At 31.1% G+C, this 19,685-nt stretch carries 13 protein-coding genes; 1 reads left to right on the top strand and 12 read right to left on the bottom strand.

The genetic code is table 11. From position 1 onward, the window contains the following. The first annotated feature begins 235 nt into the window (after positions 1 to 235). A complete protein-coding gene (locus JEY78_RS00945) occupies positions 236 to 1,240 on the top strand; it encodes a sugar kinase (RefSeq protein WP_291846038.1) in 1,005 nt (334 codons plus the stop codon). 152 nt (positions 1,241 to 1,392) lie between these two features. On the opposite strand, the gene JEY78_RS00940 is transcribed toward JEY78_RS00945, so the two are convergent. The 12 genes from JEY78_RS00940 to JEY78_RS00885 all read right to left on the bottom strand — a co-directional run bounded on the left by JEY78_RS00940 (position 1,393) and on the right by JEY78_RS00885 (position 19,611). After that, positions 1,393 to 3,228, bottom strand: coding sequence for a glycoside hydrolase family 2 protein (locus JEY78_RS00940; protein ID WP_291846037.1), 1,836 nt, complete (start codon positions 3,226 to 3,228; stop codon positions 1,393 to 1,395). A gap of 25 nt (positions 3,229 to 3,253) precedes the next feature. Next, entirely contained in the window at positions 3,254 to 4,786 is a 1,533-nt protein-coding gene (locus JEY78_RS00935; protein ID WP_291846036.1) for a CotH kinase family protein, read from the bottom strand. A 37-nt stretch (positions 4,787 to 4,823) separates the two neighbouring features. Further along, positions 4,824 to 7,124: a glycoside hydrolase family 3 N-terminal domain-containing protein gene (locus JEY78_RS00930; protein ID WP_291846035.1), complete on the bottom strand. Its 2,301-nt coding sequence runs from the start codon at positions 7,122 to 7,124 to the stop codon at positions 4,824 to 4,826. 26 nt (positions 7,125 to 7,150) lie between these two features. Continuing rightward, the gene (locus JEY78_RS00925; protein WP_291846034.1) at positions 7,151 to 8,416 is read right to left on the bottom strand and encodes a cellulase family glycosylhydrolase; all 1,266 of its coding nucleotides are present in this window, start codon (positions 8,414 to 8,416) and stop codon (positions 7,151 to 7,153) included. A 2-nt stretch (positions 8,417 to 8,418) separates the two neighbouring features. Continuing rightward, positions 8,419 to 9,243, bottom strand: a complete 825-nt coding sequence (locus JEY78_RS00920; protein WP_291846032.1) for an alpha/beta hydrolase — start codon at positions 9,241 to 9,243, stop codon at positions 8,419 to 8,421. 11 nt (positions 9,244 to 9,254) lie between these two features. Next, positions 9,255 to 11,180, bottom strand: a complete 1,926-nt coding sequence (locus JEY78_RS00915; protein ID WP_291846031.1) for a glycosyl hydrolase — start codon at positions 11,178 to 11,180, stop codon at positions 9,255 to 9,257. A gap of 22 nt (positions 11,181 to 11,202) precedes the next feature. Next, complete coding sequence (locus JEY78_RS00910) at positions 11,203 to 12,600, bottom strand: ADP-ribosylglycohydrolase family protein (RefSeq protein ID WP_291846030.1); 1,398 nt, start codon at positions 12,598 to 12,600, stop codon at positions 11,203 to 11,205. A gap of 115 nt (positions 12,601 to 12,715) precedes the next feature. Then, positions 12,716 to 13,654, bottom strand: coding sequence for a glycosyl hydrolase family 17 protein (locus JEY78_RS00905; RefSeq protein ID WP_291846029.1), 939 nt, complete (start codon positions 13,652 to 13,654; stop codon positions 12,716 to 12,718). Positions 13,655 to 13,691: 37 nt separating this feature from the next. After that, positions 13,692 to 14,576 carry a glycosyl hydrolase family 17 protein gene (locus JEY78_RS00900; RefSeq protein WP_291846028.1) on the bottom strand — a complete coding sequence of 295 codons (885 nt, stop codon included), beginning with the start codon at positions 14,574 to 14,576 and terminating at the stop codon, positions 13,692 to 13,694. Positions 14,577 to 14,615: 39 nt separating this feature from the next. After that, positions 14,616 to 15,647: a glycoside hydrolase family 2 TIM barrel-domain containing protein gene (locus JEY78_RS00895; RefSeq protein ID WP_291846027.1), complete on the bottom strand. Its 1,032-nt coding sequence runs from the start codon at positions 15,645 to 15,647 to the stop codon at positions 14,616 to 14,618. Between the two features lie 57 nt (positions 15,648 to 15,704). Next, positions 15,705 to 18,062, bottom strand: coding sequence for a glycoside hydrolase family 3 C-terminal domain-containing protein (locus JEY78_RS00890; RefSeq protein WP_291846026.1), 2,358 nt, complete (start codon positions 18,060 to 18,062; stop codon positions 15,705 to 15,707). A gap of 91 nt (positions 18,063 to 18,153) precedes the next feature. Further along, positions 18,154 to 19,611 carry an MFS transporter gene (locus JEY78_RS00885; protein ID WP_291846024.1) on the bottom strand — a complete coding sequence of 486 codons (1,458 nt, stop codon included), beginning with the start codon at positions 19,609 to 19,611 and terminating at the stop codon, positions 18,154 to 18,156. Between the last annotated feature and the right edge of the window lie 74 nt (positions 19,612 to 19,685).

Here is a 19,685-nt window from a genome sequence, read left to right as displayed (position 1 = left end):
TTTATTTCTGTAAAAATATAAAAGATTAAAATTTAGCTTTAAAACTAGAAGTTTTTACCATAAAATGTGTCTTTTTAATTTATGAAACTACTACGATATTCAAAAAAAAACACTTATGTTTCATTTAATATTTGCACTAAAAAAATAACATTTTCTACGTATTCGTGAATTCTATGATAAATGTTCTTGAATTACAACTTCATTTTTTTAATTTTAGCCATTCAAATAAAATATTATGAGCCAGATTATAACTTTTGGAGAAGTATTAATGCGTTTATCTCCCCAAGGAAACAAAAAATTCATTCAAGCCAACTTGCTTGAATTCTATTTTGGAGGTACTGAGGTAAATGTTGGTATTTCAATAGCAAACTTTGGTGGTGACGTAAAACATATTAGCTGTATTTCTAATGATTTTGTTGGAGATACTGCCATTTCTTATCTTAGAAAATTTGGTGTTGATACTTCTGCCATTGTTAGATCTAAACGTCCTTTAGGTGTCTATTTTTTGGAAGTAGGAGCTGTTATGCGACCGAGCACCATTTCTTATAACCGATCTCACTCCTCTTTTTCTGAAATTCAACCATCAATGGTTCATTGGGAAACAAGTTTAGAAGGTGGTAAATGGTTTCATTGGACTGGAATTACTCCTGCACTTTGCAAAGGAGGTTATGAAACTTTAAAAGAAGGTTTAATTTTAGCACGTAAAAAAGGAATGACCGTTTCTGCAGACCCAACTTATAGAAAAGGATTATGGCAATACGGTGAAAACCCCAAAGATGTACTTTCAGATTTATTAAATTATTCAACTATTTTTATTGGTGGCGTTAATGAAATTAACGAAGTTTTAGATACAAATTTCAGCTATTCTGAAGAGGATTTTATTGAAGCGAGTAAACAATTAATGCTTAAATTTCCTTCTATTGAAAAAGTTTTTGATAAAATTAGAACTGCCGTAAACTCCTCATGGAATAAAATTAGAGCCAGAATGTGGAATGGTAAAGAATTTAGAGAAACACAAGATTTAGATATTACACATATTATTGAAAGAATTGGTACGGGTGATGCTTTTGCTGCTGGTTTAATATATGGCTTGCAACATTTTGACGATTACAAATCTATGGAGTTTGCAAGTGCTTCGAGTGCTTTAAAACACACCTATGAAGGTGATGTGAATTTCTCCTCAGTAGATGAAGTTATTGGTATTTTAGACGGAAATATTTCTGGTAGATTTAATAGATAATTTTAAAGAGGTTAATTAAAAAGTGAAAATTACGTCAACCTGAACTTATTTCAGGTTCTCATATTAATTAATATTAATTTTGGTAAGATTCTGAAACAAGATCAGAATGACGATTCATTTTTTAATTAACCTCTTTTTTTATTTAAAGTCTTTTAATTTTTGGAATCATAAAAGTTTTTCAACACATAAAAAGCTTTTTTCTTTTGTCCATCTTCAGATATTAAGCCTTTTCTGTTATACCCATCTTGAATTTTTGGCAATACTCTTCTTGGAGATCTAAAATCAACTAAAATCCAAGGTGAAAAACCTTGTAATTGCTCAATTCCTTCCAACATTTTTAAAGTTTGCACGTATACATCTTCTTGGAATTCTTCTGTCCAACGCGTTAATTTATCGCCGTGTAAACCTATTTTTGCACCTGCACCAAATTCCGAAATTAAAACTGGCTTATTTTGTGTTATTTTCCAGCTAATTTGTCCGCATTTTTCAGGTAAACCATCATACCAGCCAACATACTGATTGAAACTTAACACGTCTACTACATCTGCAAACGAATCGTGAATTGTTCTAACGGAAGAATCACCCTGATAATCTGATTGCTCTAAAGCTGCACTAATTAATCTGGTTGGATCTAATGCTTTTGTATGCGCTGCTAAATTGGAAAGAAAAACATTTCGAGGCTCACTAGTTGGCGTTTCATTTGCCATTGACCAAATAATTACAGACGCTCTGTTTTTATCTCTATTGATAACTTCTGTTAATTGATTTTCGGCATTTTTATACGTTTCTTTATTATCCCAAGCTATGGTCCAATAAACAGGATTTTCTTCCCAAACCAACATTCCCATTTTATCTGCCAATCTAACCATATGTTCATTATGTGGATAATGAGCCAAACGTACATAATTACAGCCCAATTCTTTAGCCCAATTTAATAATTGCTGCGCATCTTCTATGCTTGAACCTCTTCCTCCTTTTATAGGGCTTTCTTCATGAATAGAAATTCCTTTTAAAAATATTTTTGAATTGTTAAGCAAAATTTCTTGTCCTTTTGTTTTTATGGTTCTAAAACCTATTTGATCTATTAAATCTTCATCACCTAATTTTAAAATAACATCATACAAATAAGGATTTTTAGTTGACCAATAGTTTATTTTTTTTGAATTTAACTCAATGGTTGCCATTCCTTTATTATTGGTTACAACCTTCGTTTTAATTTTAAGTTCAGGAATGGTAACCTGAATTTCTTTATCAGCAATAGTTGTTCCGTTTAGCTGCACAAACCCTTTTATTTGCTGATTATTTTCGGGATTTAACTGAATAAAATAATCTTGAATAAAGTTTGCAGAAGTTTCAATAAGTTTAACATCTCTTGTAATTCCACCATAATTAAACCAATCTGTATTTAAGGTTGGAACACCTTCTTTTTTACGTTTGTTATCAACTTTAACAATTAGAAAGTTGTCGTTTTCTTTTAAAAGTTTGGTTACTTCAAAATTAAAAGGTGTAAAACCTCCAATATGTTTTCCTAATTTTTTTCCGTTGAAATAAACATCTGCTTCATAATTAACTGCTTCAAAATATACAAAAACACGATTCTCTTTATTGGTTTTTACATAATCAAACGATTTTTTATACCATACTGTACCTTCATAATAGTATAAATTTTCTTTTTGTGTATTCCAATCACTTGGCACTTCAATTACATCCGATAAATCAAAATCATACTCAATTAAATCAGATTTATCTTTTGGTTTAGAATTGATAAAAAAAGCACCACTTGCAGGGTTTTCTTGATTTTCAAAAGGTTCATACCTGTAATTATAAAAACCGTTTTCATAAGGATCAACAATATAATTCCATTGTCCATTTAAACTTTTAACCGTTCTATTATATGTATTTACAATTAAATTTTCTTGTGCATTTAATTGAAAAAATGCTGAAAAAACACCTATTAAAAAAAGTGCTATTCTATTAATTTTAAACATTTTATATTTATTTTACTATATTAATTTACAGACTATTATATGCTGTTGATAACCAATTCATTCTTTCTATGTACCAATTTTTTAAGTGGTTTACTTCCTCTTGATAGGTATCATAAACTACCGGATTTGGCCACACATAATTACCTAATACATTCCATTTTAAATCATTTTCGTCTTGGGCATATTTTAAATAATTAGCATAAAAATCCATTTTATTTAAAATAAGGCTTTGATTGTTTTTAAAATAAACAAAACGAGACTTTACTTTGTTTACAAAAGCTGGATCTTGAAAAAGACGTGCAAACCATTTATGATCTTTTACCCAAAAACCCGAAGCGTTTGTAGCGTCTGAATAATCTACGTTTCCAAAAGCTAAATCAAAATCCCAAAGTGGCCCCATTTTTATTTTTTCACCAGGAATAACATTTAAAAAAATACTTGAAAAATCTCTTGAATCTTGATTTTTAGTAATTTCACTAATTAAATACCAATCAATAAAACAATCTTCATCTATGTATTTTGCGTACCCCGAAATAGGGTCTTTAAATGTTGCGCTTTTTAAAACAGTTTCAAATTCATTAACTAAATCTTTTACATAATTATATTCACTACTATTATACTCTAAATCTGGTTCTTTTATATTTATTAAAAAATCATTTGTTCTAAAATATACATCATCAGGATCTAATCTCTCCAACTGATCAATTTCTAATAAATAACCAGTATCACCCAAATTTACTCTATTGCTACTTTCTTCAACTTTCTGTGAAATATTGTAGGTTCCTGAATATTGATTATTCACAAAAACTTCTGCATATTCAGATTTTGGCGTCCAATCTAACTTGCTTAAATAGCCCATTTCAAAAGCAATTTTATTTCGCATCAATGTTTTATCTGAATGCTCTGCTAAAAAAATCCATTTTTTATCTTTTGGCATTCCTAATACTTCGGCTTTATCACTCAGCTTCATTTGATATGGCTTTTTTGGGTGCAACCACCAAGTTGAATTTCCTCTTCCTCTAATTTCCATTTCCGATGATGCCATCGGACTAAAATTACGCCCACCATTTATTTCGAAAAATCCATTCACCTCAACATCTTTAGAATCAATTGGAACATTTCCAACAGTATTCACATAAACAAGAGGTAAACCCGTAAAATAGGTGACATCAACATTATAACTTTGTTCCCTTCCATCGGTTGTTTTTACTTTAAAAGTTACTGGATTTGTAAAATCATTTATCGAAGATCCTACTTCTTGTGCCACATTATTCACTTCAACTTTTAATCCATTATGAATGTATGTTGCCACCAAATTTTTAATATCTGCGCTGTATGAAACTCTTCCATTAAAAGTATTTCCTTCTTTGTTTAAATAAATATCGTTAGCAAGGCTAGGATTATTCACTTTTAGAAAAGCAACATCTATTAATTCGGTTCCTTCAACAATAGGTTGAACGGTTGGACTATCATCATTACACGATATAAAAAATAATACTGTAAATAAAACCAGTACTTGAAATGGTTTTACTAAAAATTTAATTTTAAAATTTATCATAATTTGATCCTTTAAAGGATTTTAGTTGTTTTACTATTTAATTTTTGAAATACACTTGTTGTTTTAAAACATCTTTTGAATTGCCACCAATTTGCACTTCAAAATCTCCGTCCTCAACAATCCATTTATTTTCGATACCTACATTTTCAAAATCTTTAGTAACTAAAACAAATTCAATAGTTTTAGTTTCATTCGGTTGCAACTGAATTTTATTAAAACGAACCAATTTTTTTGAATCTGGAGAAACTGTTGCTACAAGATCTTTTAAGTACACTTGTACCGTTTCTTTACCTTCTCTTTTCCCTGTGTTTTTTACATCAATTGAAATTTTTACATCTTCTTTTCCAACCAAAGTATCTTTACTAACCTTTAAATTACTGTACTCAAAAGTGGTAAATGAAAGTCCAAATCCAAATTCATATTGGGGATAAAAACCATCATAACCCCAATTTATATCTCTGATATCGGTTTTTTTATGATAGTATGTCACAGCGTTTCCTGAATACATTGGATACGTATATGGCAGTTTACCACTTGGATTTATGTTTCCGAAAATTATATCCGAAATCGCTCTTCCACCTTCTTGACCAGGTAAATATGCCATAATAATTCCATCAACCAATGGTTCAATTTCCTTAATAATTCTTGGTCTGCCTTGTACCATTACTAAAATAATTGGCTTTCCTGTTTTTGCTAATTTTTTCACTAAATCTTGTTGCACTTTTGGCAATTCTAATTCGTTAATATCAGAGGGTTTTTCTGATGCGGGAATTTCTCCAACACACACCACAATATAATCGGCATTTTTAGCTTTTAAAACGGCTTTATCAGAATTTATATCTTCTAAATAATCAGTTCCCTCAATAAAATCTACATGTTGCGCACCCACTTGTTTTTTTATAGCCTGTAGAATTGTTAATTTACTTGGATCGTTATAGGTAGTATCTCTTCCCAAAAAAGAGCGAGACCAAGCACCATTTAAATTATTTATGGAATTTGAAGCGTAACCAGTTACTAGTATTTTTTTATTAGAAGAAAGTGGTAAAACTGCATTTTTATTTTTTAATAAAGTGATGGCTTCACTAGCTGTTTGGTAATTAGCAGCAATATGTTTTTCACTTCCAAAATCTGGATATTCTCCTGGATTATTATAGGGCTTTTCAAAAAGATTTAAATAAAATTTTAAACGTAAAACACGTGTAACAGCATCATTAATTCTTTCTTTTGAAATTTCACCTTTCTCAACTAAATCCACAATAATATCAACTACATCAGCATCATACGGATTCATTAATAGATCAATTCCAGCATTTACGGCAAATTTGGTAGCTTCACGCATATCTTTTGCTGATTCATGAGCGGCAACTAAAAATTCCACATCACTAAAATCTGAAATAACAACTCCTTTAAACTTTAATTCGCCTTTTAAAATATCCGTAATATAATACTTGTTTAAATGGCAAGGAATTCCGTTTACAGCATTAGAGCTAATCATAATTCCCATAGCACCATTTTCAATTGCTTTTTCAAAAGGAGGTAAAAAATATTGACGTAAACTATTTTCTGGGATTATTGCATTTGCTCGGTCTTTTCCATTTCTTCCAACTCCATAACCAACAAAATGCTTTAAACAAACAGCTGTGCTTGTTGGGTTTTGTAATCCTTTTTCTTGGGAACCTTGCATATAGGCGTTGGTCATTTCAGAAATTAAATACGGATCTTCTCCAAAACTTTCTGCAATTCTTCCCCAAAGTGGGTTCATAGCAACATCGGCATTTGGATTAAAATTCCATGGTAGTGACGCTGCTCTGGATTCATAAGAAGTAATTTCACCTCCAAGCCTTGAAAGTTCCTTATTCCAAGTTGCTGCAACTGCAATTTGATGCGGAAATATTACAGAACCATTTACATAATTAGCACCGTGAATATTATCAATTCCGTACAATACAGGTATTCCTAAACGGGTTTTTTGCATTGCTGAATCTTGAATTTCTTTAACAATTTTAAACCACTCTTCTCTAGTTGCAGGATATTGTGGTGTGTTGTGTATAGAGCCAACAGCATAATCAACAATAAATTTTTTGAATTTTTTCCCATCAAAATTAACACTGTCTCTTGCGTCCCAATATTCACCTTTTAAAACTGCAGGCAACCCAATATTTAACATTTGACCTGCTTTTTCTTTTAAGGTCATTTTAGCAACTAATTCTTGTATTTTAGCTTCAGTCTCTTCCGTTTGCAAATCGCTTACTTTAAAATCCAAATTAACTTGCTTTTCATTTTTGGAACAACTCATAACAACCATGGCTATTAAAATTATTTGATGTATTTTACTCATTTTTAGTTGATTATATTTTTTATCTATTATTCTTCTATTTTAAAGTTTAAGGCTTTTGTATAGCCTTTGTTTACAAAGTTATTTTTATACAAACTGTTTTCTAAATATTGATTTAATGCTTTTTGAACTTTTAAAATATCTGGTCTATTTTCTCTCACTTTTGCATAAGTTGAACGATCACTTTTAGCATATTCAGTAATTAAATGATAGTCCTCTGGCTCATTAAAGTTCATAATTCCACGTGGATTATTCATTTTTTTATAAGGCCAAAAACACCAATTAACGGCGTTTTTATCTAACAATATTCTAAAATCATTTACCCATTCATCAGTATTTTCACCAGTTTCACCAATGTAAATTGGGACTTTATGTTTTTCACTGAAATCTATATACGATTGTATAGCTTCCTGATTTACATCAAACCAATATTTATGAAATTCGTACACTACATTATCATCAACTAGTTCTTCAAAAACATCAAAATTGCCACTCCAATTGGAGCCGTTTAAAAAAATCATATGTTCTTTATCAACCTCACGAACTTCTTTAATAATACGGTTGTACAACAAATATAATTGATGATTCAACTGATCTAATTCATCATTAAAATAATGTGCAATAGGCTCGTTTACTATATCGTAGCCAATTATTACGGGTTCATCTTTGTATTTTTTTGCTATATCTACCCAAATCTTAGTCATTAAATCTTGTGATGACTTACTTTTAAACAAATAAGGATAGCCATAACTATCATCTATATTATCACCAGTTTGTCCACCTGGAGCACAATGCATATCTAATAAAACATACAATTGTTCTTCTCTGCACCAATCTATTAATTTATCAACATATTTAAAACCAGCGTTTCTTTGACCCATATACAAATCGTCTGTAAACATTTTATAATGAAAAGGTAAACGGATATGATTAACACCAATACTTTTTAAATACCTTATATCATCATGAGTAATGTAGTTTTTTAAAAAACCATTCCAAAAAACTTGCAAGCTATCAGGACCCACTAATTCATATAACAGTTCATCTATTTTACGAGGAGCATTTACCTGTTCCATTTTAAACATATATCCTTCAGGTACTAACCAGTTTCCCAAATTAGTTCCTTTTAAAATAATTTCAGTTCCTTGACCATCAACTAATTTTGTTCCATTGGTTTTTATAAAACTGAGTGTATTTGTTGATTTTTCTTCAAGAGTTTTAGCTGTTTTTTCCTTGCACGAATAACTTATTGTAATTAATAAGATTGCAGCAAGTGTTATTAAATAGTGTTTCATTTTTAATTATTTTTTTCTTTACTAATTCTTTCAACTTCATTTAACAACAACGGAAATGCTGGTTGCGTCATATTATGTCCGTATCCTTCTAATTCATAAAGAACTGTTTTGGTATGACCAACAATTTTCATCATTCGCATTAAATATGCATTTTCTTCATATCTACCCAACAATTCTAACTCACGATCTCCAGTTATTAAAAGTAATGGCGGTGCATCTGCACGCACATAATACAACGGAGCTAAATCATCAATAATTGGCTGAGTTCCTGCAATTCCACGTTCTTCGCGAACTGTAAAATGTGTAATTGCATGACCACTAAAAGGGATTAATCCTGCTATAGCATTCGCATCAATATTATGAACAGCTAACCATTTTTTATCCAATCCAACCATGCTTGCCAAGTAACCCCCTGCTGAATGCCCAGAAACAAAAATTAATTGATTATTTCCCCCATATTTTTGAATGTTCTTAAAAGTCCAAGCTACTGCAGCAGCAGTATCTTCAATATATGCCGGGGCTTTTACTTTTGGATACAACCTATAATTTATACCAATAATAGCAACTCCTTTATTTTTTAATTCTTCAGGAATTTCTTTTTGAAAACTTGTTAAACCTCCACCATGAATCCAAACAATGGTTGCAAAATTTTTGCTGTTTTTTGGATAATAGACATCCAACACACAACGCTCATTTATATACGCATCTGATTGATTTATAGAATCACTGTAATAATGAATATTTTGTTCTAGTTCATATGCTGTTTGCTGGCTAAAAACTGTTAAATTCCATAAACTAATTACTAAAATTACTATAATACGTTTCATTTTTTATTTATTTAAATTTTAATAATCTTTAAAGTTTTAGAATTTCCTTCACCTATTTTTGCCATGTAAATTCCTGAAGGGTTTTCTTCTAAAGAAATTTTTACCTTACCATTAATACTAGTATAATTACGATTAGAAATTAAGCTTGATTGCATGTTATAAATTGCAATTTGCACTTCATCTTGAATTAAGGGTAAGGTAATTTCAAAAATTCCACTTGTAGGATTTGGGTATGCTTCTATTTCATTAAAAAAATCTATTTTTTTTGTCACAACGCCTTCACAAGGTTTGGCCGTTTTAACCTCTACAACATCTCCTTGCTTAATGGTTACATTAAATTGTGATGCTAATGTTTCAAATGCTTGCTGATTATTAACCAAAATGGAAAAAGGTGGTGTTCCGTTATCTAAGGTTATTTCAACAGTTTTAGAATTTATTATTGAAGCTTTTCCAGAAACATTTTTTCCTTCTAAAATTTCAAAAGTATAACATTGCTCGGAAGATTCACCCACAACTGAAACACATAAATTATAGCTTCCTGACGCTAAATTATTATAAACTTTCGTAAGTGCAAATGTTGATGTTACTCCGTTTAGTTTAGCTTTATAAACACCTTGCTCTTTGGCTGAAACAACAATTTGTCCGTTTTTTTTATTTGGACACGTTTCACCTACTGTTTTTATATCAAAACTAGTTGAAGGTGCATTATTATTTGAGATTGAAATCCAATTAATATTAAAACCTGCATCTTTCACCAACATTTTTAGTACATGTTCTCCCACTATTAAATCAATTGTTGATGATACCGTTTCCCATTTTTGCCAACCACCAGTATTTGGAGTATTTAAAGCTACTTTCAATTGATTGTCCACTAAAAAATCAATTACTCCAGTATCTGAACCAGCTACTCTTGCAGAAATAGTATACGTGCCTGTTGTTGCAACATTTATTTTATAGGTTGCCCAATCATTATTTTCTGTCCATCCTAAGTTTAAAAAACCATCAGTATCTTCAGTTATTTCAGCAAATAACCCAGACATTAAATTATATTCTTCTGCCTCAATTTTACCTGGAATTTGAAATTTATAATTAGGATCATACACTGGTATTTTCATATATATTTCTCCTAATTCAGTTAATTTTCCATCGGAACCATACAAATCAATATATGGATAGGAGGTTGCGCCAGCATTCGTTCTTCCAATAAACCATGAATATCTATATACATCAGGATCTCTTTCTAAAAAATTAACAGTTCCTGCCAAATATTTTTTTTGTTCCTCGACACTTTGCACTGGGTTTGAATAATCCCACGATGCAAATTCTGTCACCCAAATTGGTTTATTGTATTTTCTGGCATCATTAATATAACCAACTATGGAATTTCCACTACCATACCAATGCAATGCTATATAATCCACTTCACAATCTGTACATGCAGCAAAAAAATCATCTAAATATTTAAAAGCATTCGTATACGTTGTGCCGTTTTCAGAAACACAATTTCCACAATAATTCACTGCGGGTCCAACAGTTTTTAAATTATGACTTTTAGCAATTGATTGAAACGCAGGCCAAGCAGTAGCTGCTTGTGAGGGAGTCATATTTGCCTGGTCTTTAAAGTTTGGCTCATTAAATCCTAAAATATATTTCACCTTAGAATCTTGATTTACCCAATTATTCACAGCTGAAATTCCAGTCCCATTCCAAGCCATTGGAGTGAAATCTACATTGTAGTTTTGATATGTTGATCTAATTGCATTATCTGGTTGTGCTCCCCAATTGTACCACCAAGAAATATTTTCAGAAACTTTTTGCATATCATTTACAGAATGATATCCATAGGCTACACCTCTTTTATAACTTTTATTTTGAGCATAATTTTGTGAACATATGAACAATAAAACTATTGCGTATAGTACCTTTTTATTACTCATTATTTGTTGTTTTTATTTTTATTTAATATTCAATCTTATTTATTGGAATGTACCAATCCCCTTTATTTAAATCTACACCACCTTTCATCTCTTCTTGAACAACTCTATCAATAATATAAATTCCTTTTTCGGCCATTTCATTAAAAGTAAACAATCCGTTATTGGGGAAATTTCTTCTAGTTCTATGAATATTAAATTTATCCGAAAATTTTCTATTAAAAGCTTTTTCAATTCCTTCTTTTCCAATCATAAACCCTAACAATCCACCCCAAGTTGCTGTTGGATTATCTGAATCCCAACCTGTTAATACTCCAATTTTTATTGTTTCTTTAAAATCACCTTCACCATACAACAGGCTAATAATACTTGATCCAAAATTTATTCCTGAAGCAAAACAACCATTACAATACATTTTTTTTGAAGTTAAATTATATCCATCACCTTGTTCTAATTGATACCTTTTATAAAGTCCATCCCTTGTTTCCTCCCAAGGTATATTAGCATCATATTTTTCTTTCACAAAATCAAACATTTTTGCAGTATATGAATGGTTTGGTAATCTTTTACGCGCCTCATTTGCCATCCAGTTAATTTTCTCTTTCATTTTTGAATTTTCATCCACTGACGAGGCTAAAGAATACATTGTTACATAGAATTCAGAAGCCCAAGCGGCATTTTCACGAGCTGTTGCATTAATAGGTAGCTTAGCCATTTTTAAAGCTATATCAGGCCGTGAAGGTGCAAAAAAACCAAATATTTCTGTGGTTAGCTGCGCATCAATCATTTCATAATAATTATCGTATATACTATCTGAAGTGAATTTTGGATCACTTGTATCAGGAGGAACGAAACCTTTTACCATCAAGTCCAACGCTTTTTGATTTGCTACCCATAAATAATTTTCTTCTTCCTTTTTTATGTATTTTAACCAGCCATCTCTTATTTGCTCTCCAGTTAAAATTGATGTTTTATTGGCATATAATAAATGTTGATACATAAACTCAATGTCCGTATCATCATCTGCACCCCAAATACTATCCTCTTTTGCAAATACAAAATCAATGACTGGTGATAAATTGCTCGGAAGTCCTTCTCCCCATATACTAGGCTGATCTGGTTTACCCCAATCATTTCTAGTATAAAAATTACCCGTTTTAACAGCTCCAATATCACCAATTTTGTCCATTTCGGTCACTAAACCTGTCCAATTCGCAATACATTGACCTAGCCAAAAACCATATAACTTTTCCTTATAATTTACCCGTGAAATTTTTATATCACTAAACTTAGGTTTGTAATATTTATAAACTAAAGAACTATCTGATAATAGGTTACGATTAAACACCTCCATCTTTTTACTTTGTTCTTTACACGATATTAATAAAATAAAAATTAAAACTAATTCAACTATTTTTTTCATTTACAACATTTAAAATTAATAGTTTTCAACTTCATTACTTTTTATTTTATATCAGTTTCTAATCTTAGGTCATTGTTAGGTTTTCACTTTTAAAAATGAAAATACCAAACAAGAATTATTTTAATTCTGAAAAATGCTCTTTCATAGCTAATTTTGGAGTACGATTTACTGTAAATAATCCCCAATGTTTTTCTGGTTCAAGTGGCTCATCTGAGCCTTTCCAAGGTTCATCAAAAGCTTCAAATACAAAAGTTAGAACTCCTGCTTCATCACTCCAATTTACCAAATCTTTGTAATAAATTTCTTGGTGTTCTTCACTTACATTACTAGGGTTAATACCTCTTCCATTTGAGTTTGTTGCCCAACCAGCCTCAGTAATCACTACTAATTTATCTAGATATTTATTTGCAATTGAATTATAATTTTCTTTAGTATATTCAATTGCCTCATGAATATTTTTATACTCCCAAACTGGGTATGTATGAATGGATATAAAATCAAGTTCTTTAATCAATGGTTCTAATTTATTAGCCCAAGGAGCATAATTTTCACAAAAAGTTACAGGTTGCTGTGCGCCTTCTTTTATCATTTTTACATATTCAATAACCTGATTCACTGGCACAAAATTCCCAGACCAATCTACTGTAGCCTCATTACCGGCTGATAATGCAAATACTACATCGTAATACTCATTTGCCCAAGAAATTAACTTTTTTATTTGAATTAAGTTAATTTTTTTATTCTTCTCAAGCGTTTCTTCAGGATATACACCTCCCCACGGACAACCAAAATTATTTTTTTCAGCATGAATATAGGCTCCCAACAGTACCTTAATAGGCAGCTTTTCTTTTCTTATAATTTGCAATACCATTTCAGCATGCATATCACAATCGTACATTCTTATATAATTCCAGTGATCTTTTATAATGTACAAATCTTCCTTTACCTCATCATAACTTGGAAAAACACCCAAATCTGGACTTTGACCATTTCTGAATCCTGAATAACAAACTGCTTTTCCTTTTAATATGTTTAATTCTTTTGTGTAATCCATTTATTAATATTCATTTAAATTATTTGGGATTGATGTTTTAATATTTAAGTTTTTCATCTTTATCCCAAATTCCCCAATAAGCACCAACATCACCTTCAGCTCCTGTTTTCCATGATTCATCAAATGACGAGAAATAGAATAATTTAATATCTTCTGCTTCTGACCATTGTTGTGCATTTATAAAATATTTCATAGCATTTTCAAATGATGGAACTGCTCCATAAAAAACCTGCCCTTTATTAGTCCATCCAGTTTCAGAAATAATTACCTGTTTCCCTTTTCCAGCTTGTAAGGCTCTTCTGTACATATCTTTCATATATAATAAGGAATACTCTAACCTACAACCTTCCCAATACGGGTAGCAATTGGCAAGAATTATATCGCAAGCTTCTGTAATTTTTGGACGTTTCTCAAACTCATAATAAGCATCAACATATCCCACAGGAATATTTGGAATCTCTTTTTTAACTTCATTTAAAAAAGTCAACAATTCTTCTTCTGTTAAATCACCTCTATACATTACTTCATTACCCACTGCAGCAATATCTACATGGCCTTCTTTAGCAATTTTAATAAGGTTGGCTATTTCTTTTTTATTAGTTTCATCATTATCTCCTAACCAAGCACCAACCATTGTTTTAATACCATACTCATGTGCAATTTTTGGAATTAATTCATTACCATCTGTACAAGAAAAAGAACGTACCCATTTTGTATATGGCTTAATAATTTCCATTCTTCTTCTAACTTGTTCTTCTGTAATAATATCACCAGGCTTTTGACCTTCTTCATAAGGACTAAAACATAATCCGTGCATTCCATTGTTTAAAGCCTTTGAAAATAATTCTTGAAGCTCTTCTTTAGATTTATTATCGTGGTTTATACCAGCCAAGGATAATATTTTTTCTGTTCTAATTGACATGTTTTGTATAATTTAAAATATATAATTATTTAAAAATCCTTATTTTTCAATATCTTGAAGATATTTTTCTTTTACAATAAAAAAAGCTTCTTTTTTATTTCTATCAATATCTACAATTCCCCAATATTCTTCATTTGGTGTACCGTCATAAGGAACCCCGCTACTATTTGGCGCCCAGCCACCGGCATCATATTGGTCATTATTTCCAGCCTTCCATAATTCATCATTAAAAGCAAATAATGCAACTCCTGAACAAGTGTTTTGATTTTTGAAAACACTGCTTAAAATATTTCTTGTTGCATCAGCCTGTGCTTTCTCATTGACTCCTTGTTCGTAACCATCTTTTGAAATTGTCATATAACTATCTGCTCCAGCTTCAGACAAATACATTGGTTTGTTACTTAGATTTTTCCATTGATTAAAAATACTTTTAGGATTGTCCCATCGATATACATTTAATCCCCATACATCAATATTAGGACTTAATTCAAGTGCTAATGAATCAGGAAGTTCTCCATGTGCAGTTGCTACAGGATGATTTATATCATTCTGATGAATTAATTTTGCAGCATTATTCATTGCTGAATACCAATTTTTAATATCATTATTAAACCATTCTGGGTGATAATTGTATTCGTTTCCTAATTCCCAAAAAAGAATGGAATTATGGTTTTTATACTTATTAACATACTTAATAAATGATCCAGAAAGAATATCATAATTGCCATTTTGATTGTATCCAAAGCCAACTATTAACTTTAAACCTGCTTTGTCTATTTCATTTAAAACAGCTATATCATCAATTGGTGAATACACGCGTATAGTATTTATACCTGCTTCAACCATTAAAGCTAAATCTTGCGTTAAATTCTCAAAGCTTCGGTCATTACTTCCTTTTGAAACTGGATTATAGCAAACTCCCTTTATTTGATAATTTTTATTGTTTAATAGTATTTTTTGGCCTGAAACTTTCACTAAATCAACAATGTTTTTATCTTGACAAGAAACAAGTGTACAATTAAACATCACAATAAAACTGATAATAATTGTTATTTTAAATTTATTAATCATTTTTAGAATTGATTTTTTTTTAATGTGATTACAGCTAAACTTTGTGCCAAATAAAAATTATGGTGTATATGTTAAGTTTTTACACTTTTCAACTATTTCCATTACTTGTTCATGAGTAATTTCGCCACTTGTTATATAAGGATATTTAATTAATGGATGTTCTACCATAAAACCTTGATATTCCCTTATTTCAGCCTCATCACCTTCTGTTACAATTCCTCTTATCCAATTTGGCATGTATTCTAATACAATTTCTCGCGTTTGTTTATTATTCCAATATTCAAGAAAAAATGTATATTCATCAAAAGCTAATGGAACAACTTGGGTTGATTGTAAATTGATAGTTTCAGATACTCTAATATCTCTTGAAGAAGCTGCTGCAGAAATAACGTACTCACCGCTTTCTGCAATCCACATATTTCTTTTACCATCAAAATAAGAAAAATCTCTGCTCTCCAATTTAAAAGTAACGGTTTTTTCTTCTCCAGGATTTAATTCTACCTTTACAAATTTCTTTAACTCTTTTTCTGGCCTTTGCAATGTGCTTTCTTTGTCAGAAACATACAATTGTACTATTTCTTTTCCTTTTACTTTTCCAGTATTTTTTATAGTTAAACTAGCTGTCAGTCCTTCTTTATCTGTGGTGTTTTTTGATGACAATTTTAGATTACTGTATTCAAAATTGGTGTAAGACAATCCAAATCCAAATGGAAATAAAGGTTCAATTTTCTTTTCATCATAATAACGATATCCCACAAAAAATCGTTCTCCATATAACACATCTCCTTGTTCGCCTGGAAAGTTAAAAAATGCTGGCGTATCTTCTAATTGCATTGGGAAAGTTTCCGCCAATTTTCCTGAAGGATTTACTTTACCAAATAACACATCTGCAATTCCTCCTGCTCCAGCTTGACCGCCTAACCAAGTTTCTAAAACAGACGAAACATTGTTAATCCAAGGCATGGTAACTGCACTTCCATTTGTAAGAACTACAACTGTATTTTTCTGAACTGCTGAAATTTCGTTGATTAATGTATTGTGAGATGGAGGCATATTGATATGAGTTCTATCAATTCCTTCGGATTCATATTGTAAAGGTAACCCTGCAAATATTAAAACTACATCTGCTTTTGATGCTACTTCCTTCGCTTGTTCAATTAAAGACATATCATTATCATCAGCTAAGTTGTAACCTTGAGCATAGCTAATTTCAATATCCTTTCCATATTCTTGCTTAATAATATCTAATACGTTATCAAGTTTAGTTGGCTTCACTTGTGAACTACCATTACCTTGGTAACGTGGGTTCATAGCAAATTCTCCAATAATAGCGACTTTCTTATATTTTTGATTATTAATTGGTAAAACCTGACCGTCATTTTTTAATAAAGTAGCAACTTCAGAAGCTACTTTTCTTGCAAATGCATGGTCTTTTTCAATATTCAATTTTGTAGTTCTATCTTCCAATGATTTTGCTTTAAAAACCACGGTTAAAATTTCTCTGACAAGATTATCAACAACTTCAATGTTTAAACTACCATTGTTAACAGCTTCAACCGCAATAGCATTATTAACACCACTTACTTTTGGCATTTCTATATGCATTCCAGCTTTCATTGCCTCAACCCTATTTATAACTGCAAACCAATCTGAAACTACAATTCCTTTAAAACCCCATTCATTTTTTAGCTTTTCAATTAATAAATATGGATTTTGAGTTCCGTATACTCCTTGCACTCTGTTATAACATGCCATAACTGTCCAAGGTTGTGCTTTTTTTACAGCAATTTCAAACGGTGTTAAATAAAGTTCATTTAAAGTTCTATTGTCCATATTGGAACTATTATACATACGCATAGTTTCAACATTATTTGCTGCAAAATGCTTTAGAGAAGTTCCAACACCTTTACTTTGAACACCATTAATAAAAGCTGCTCCCATTTCTCCTGATAAAATTGGATCTTCGGAAAAGTATTCAAAATTTCTTCCACCTAAAACAGATCTTTTTATATTTACTCCAGGACCTAATAAAACATTTACACCTAAAGCTTGACTTTCTTCACCTAATGTTTGTCCCACTTTATAAATTAAATCTAAGTCCCAACTAGCGGCAAGTGCAGATGCAGTTGGAAAACAAGTTGCTGGCAATTGATCTCCATAACCTGCCTTGTTTGTTTCTGGGGCACGACGCAAACCGTGAGGTCCATCAGATAGCCAAATCCAAGGAATATCTAATCGTTCAATAGGCATTGTACTCCAATCATCTCTACCGGAACAAAGTGCCACTTTCTCTTCAATAGTTAATTGAGAAATAAGTTGAGTAATTTTATTTTGAAGCTTATTTTCTTCTGGAGTTTGAGCTTTTAAATTCATAGTAATTAAAACTAGGAATGCTATTAATAAAACTTTTTTCATGATTATATGTTTTGGTACATCATCAAAAATAAATGCCCTGTATTTTAAATTTTGATGTTATTAATTGAATTTAGCCAAAACCTTATTAAGGTTAATACTTTTGTTTATTTCTATTCTCTTCTAGCTTAATTTCAGCGCGGCGCTTAACTAATGCTTCTTTAATTTCATTCGCTCTGTCCTCTGTTATATTGTATCGCCAGATTAACAGAATGGCAATAAGAGCTGCAATTATTGGAATTATAATATCTGCCAAACGTAAATTAATAAGCGTATCATGAGCTTGAACAGAAATACTTTCATCAAAACCAACCATTTTTAAAACAATTCCACTCGTTAGCATTGCTAAGGCTGTTCCTAATTTTACCATCCACCAGTAAACGGCGCCAAACATTCCCTCACGACGTTCTCCATTGTTCAATTCATCTAAATCGCAAACATCAGCTGTCATTGACATCATTAAGGTAAACAAACCTCCAATTCCAAAAGAAAGAAAAGGAATAGGCATAAACATTAACCACGGATTACTAGGGTCAAATCCCCACCATTTTAAAACATAACCAACAATTGAAAGTAAGGTTGCCACAACAAAAGCTTTGCGTTTCCCTATTTTTTCCGAAATTTTGGTAACAACGGGAATTACTAAAAACATAGTAGCCAATGCACTTGCAGTTCCAAACCAAGCTGGCCAAGAACCTGCTAAAACTGTATCTCCTTGAAATAAATAATAAACAATGATAAAAAACGAAAACTGGGCAATTGTTTGAAAACCATTGAAAATAAAGAACGTAGCTCCACATAATTTCATAAACTGCTTATTTTGAACAGTTAATACAATTCCTCTAATGAATTCTTTTGTATTTGCAGCCAACTCTCCTTTTGAAAGATTTTTTAATTTACTTTTATCAACTTCCATTTCTTTATTAAAAAGAGCCGGTAAAATTCCTAAAACCATACACAATCCTCCAACCCAAATTGCCATTATTTTAGCTCCTTTCGGAGCACTTTCAAATAATGTTTGATCGTAAATAATAACCCAAAACCAAGGTGCAATTACCCAAGCCATTTGCCCCATAAATTGCGACACAGCCATTAAACGTGTACGTTCATTATAATCAGGTGTCATTTCATACCCTAAACCAATTAAAGGTGTTGCAAATATTGTATACCCAATATAAAAGAATATGGATACTACTAAAAAATACCAAAAATTGTACATTTCAGAGTCTTCTGGATTTAACTGCCACATGATCATAAATGCAATTCCAGAAATTACACTTCCCAACAAAATATAAGGTTTTCTGCGTCCCCATTTAGATTTTGTATTGTCTGATATAAAACCCATTATAGGATCTGTAAGCGCGTCCATAAATCTAGGTAATGCGCCTAATAAACCCGCCAAAATTGGATTCATTCCTAAAGACATCACTAATACAACCATAAAAACACCTAGAGCTGCAGGAAATAACTGATTAGCCAAATGGCCTGATCCAAATGCTAATTTCTGACCAAAAGGAACAATATCCCTAGGCGCTGTTTTGTGATGTGTCATAATTATTTGGTTTTAGTAACGTTATTAAGTTTGGTTTATATATTTTTTAATTTATGTTCGATGATTTTCACCTC

The organism is Lutibacter sp., assembly GCF_016342705.1.
Lineage (GTDB): Bacteria > Bacteroidota > Bacteroidia > Flavobacteriales > Flavobacteriaceae > Lutibacter.
Note: the sequence above shows the minus strand (reverse complement) of the source record. Positions and strands in the feature narration are given on the sequence as shown.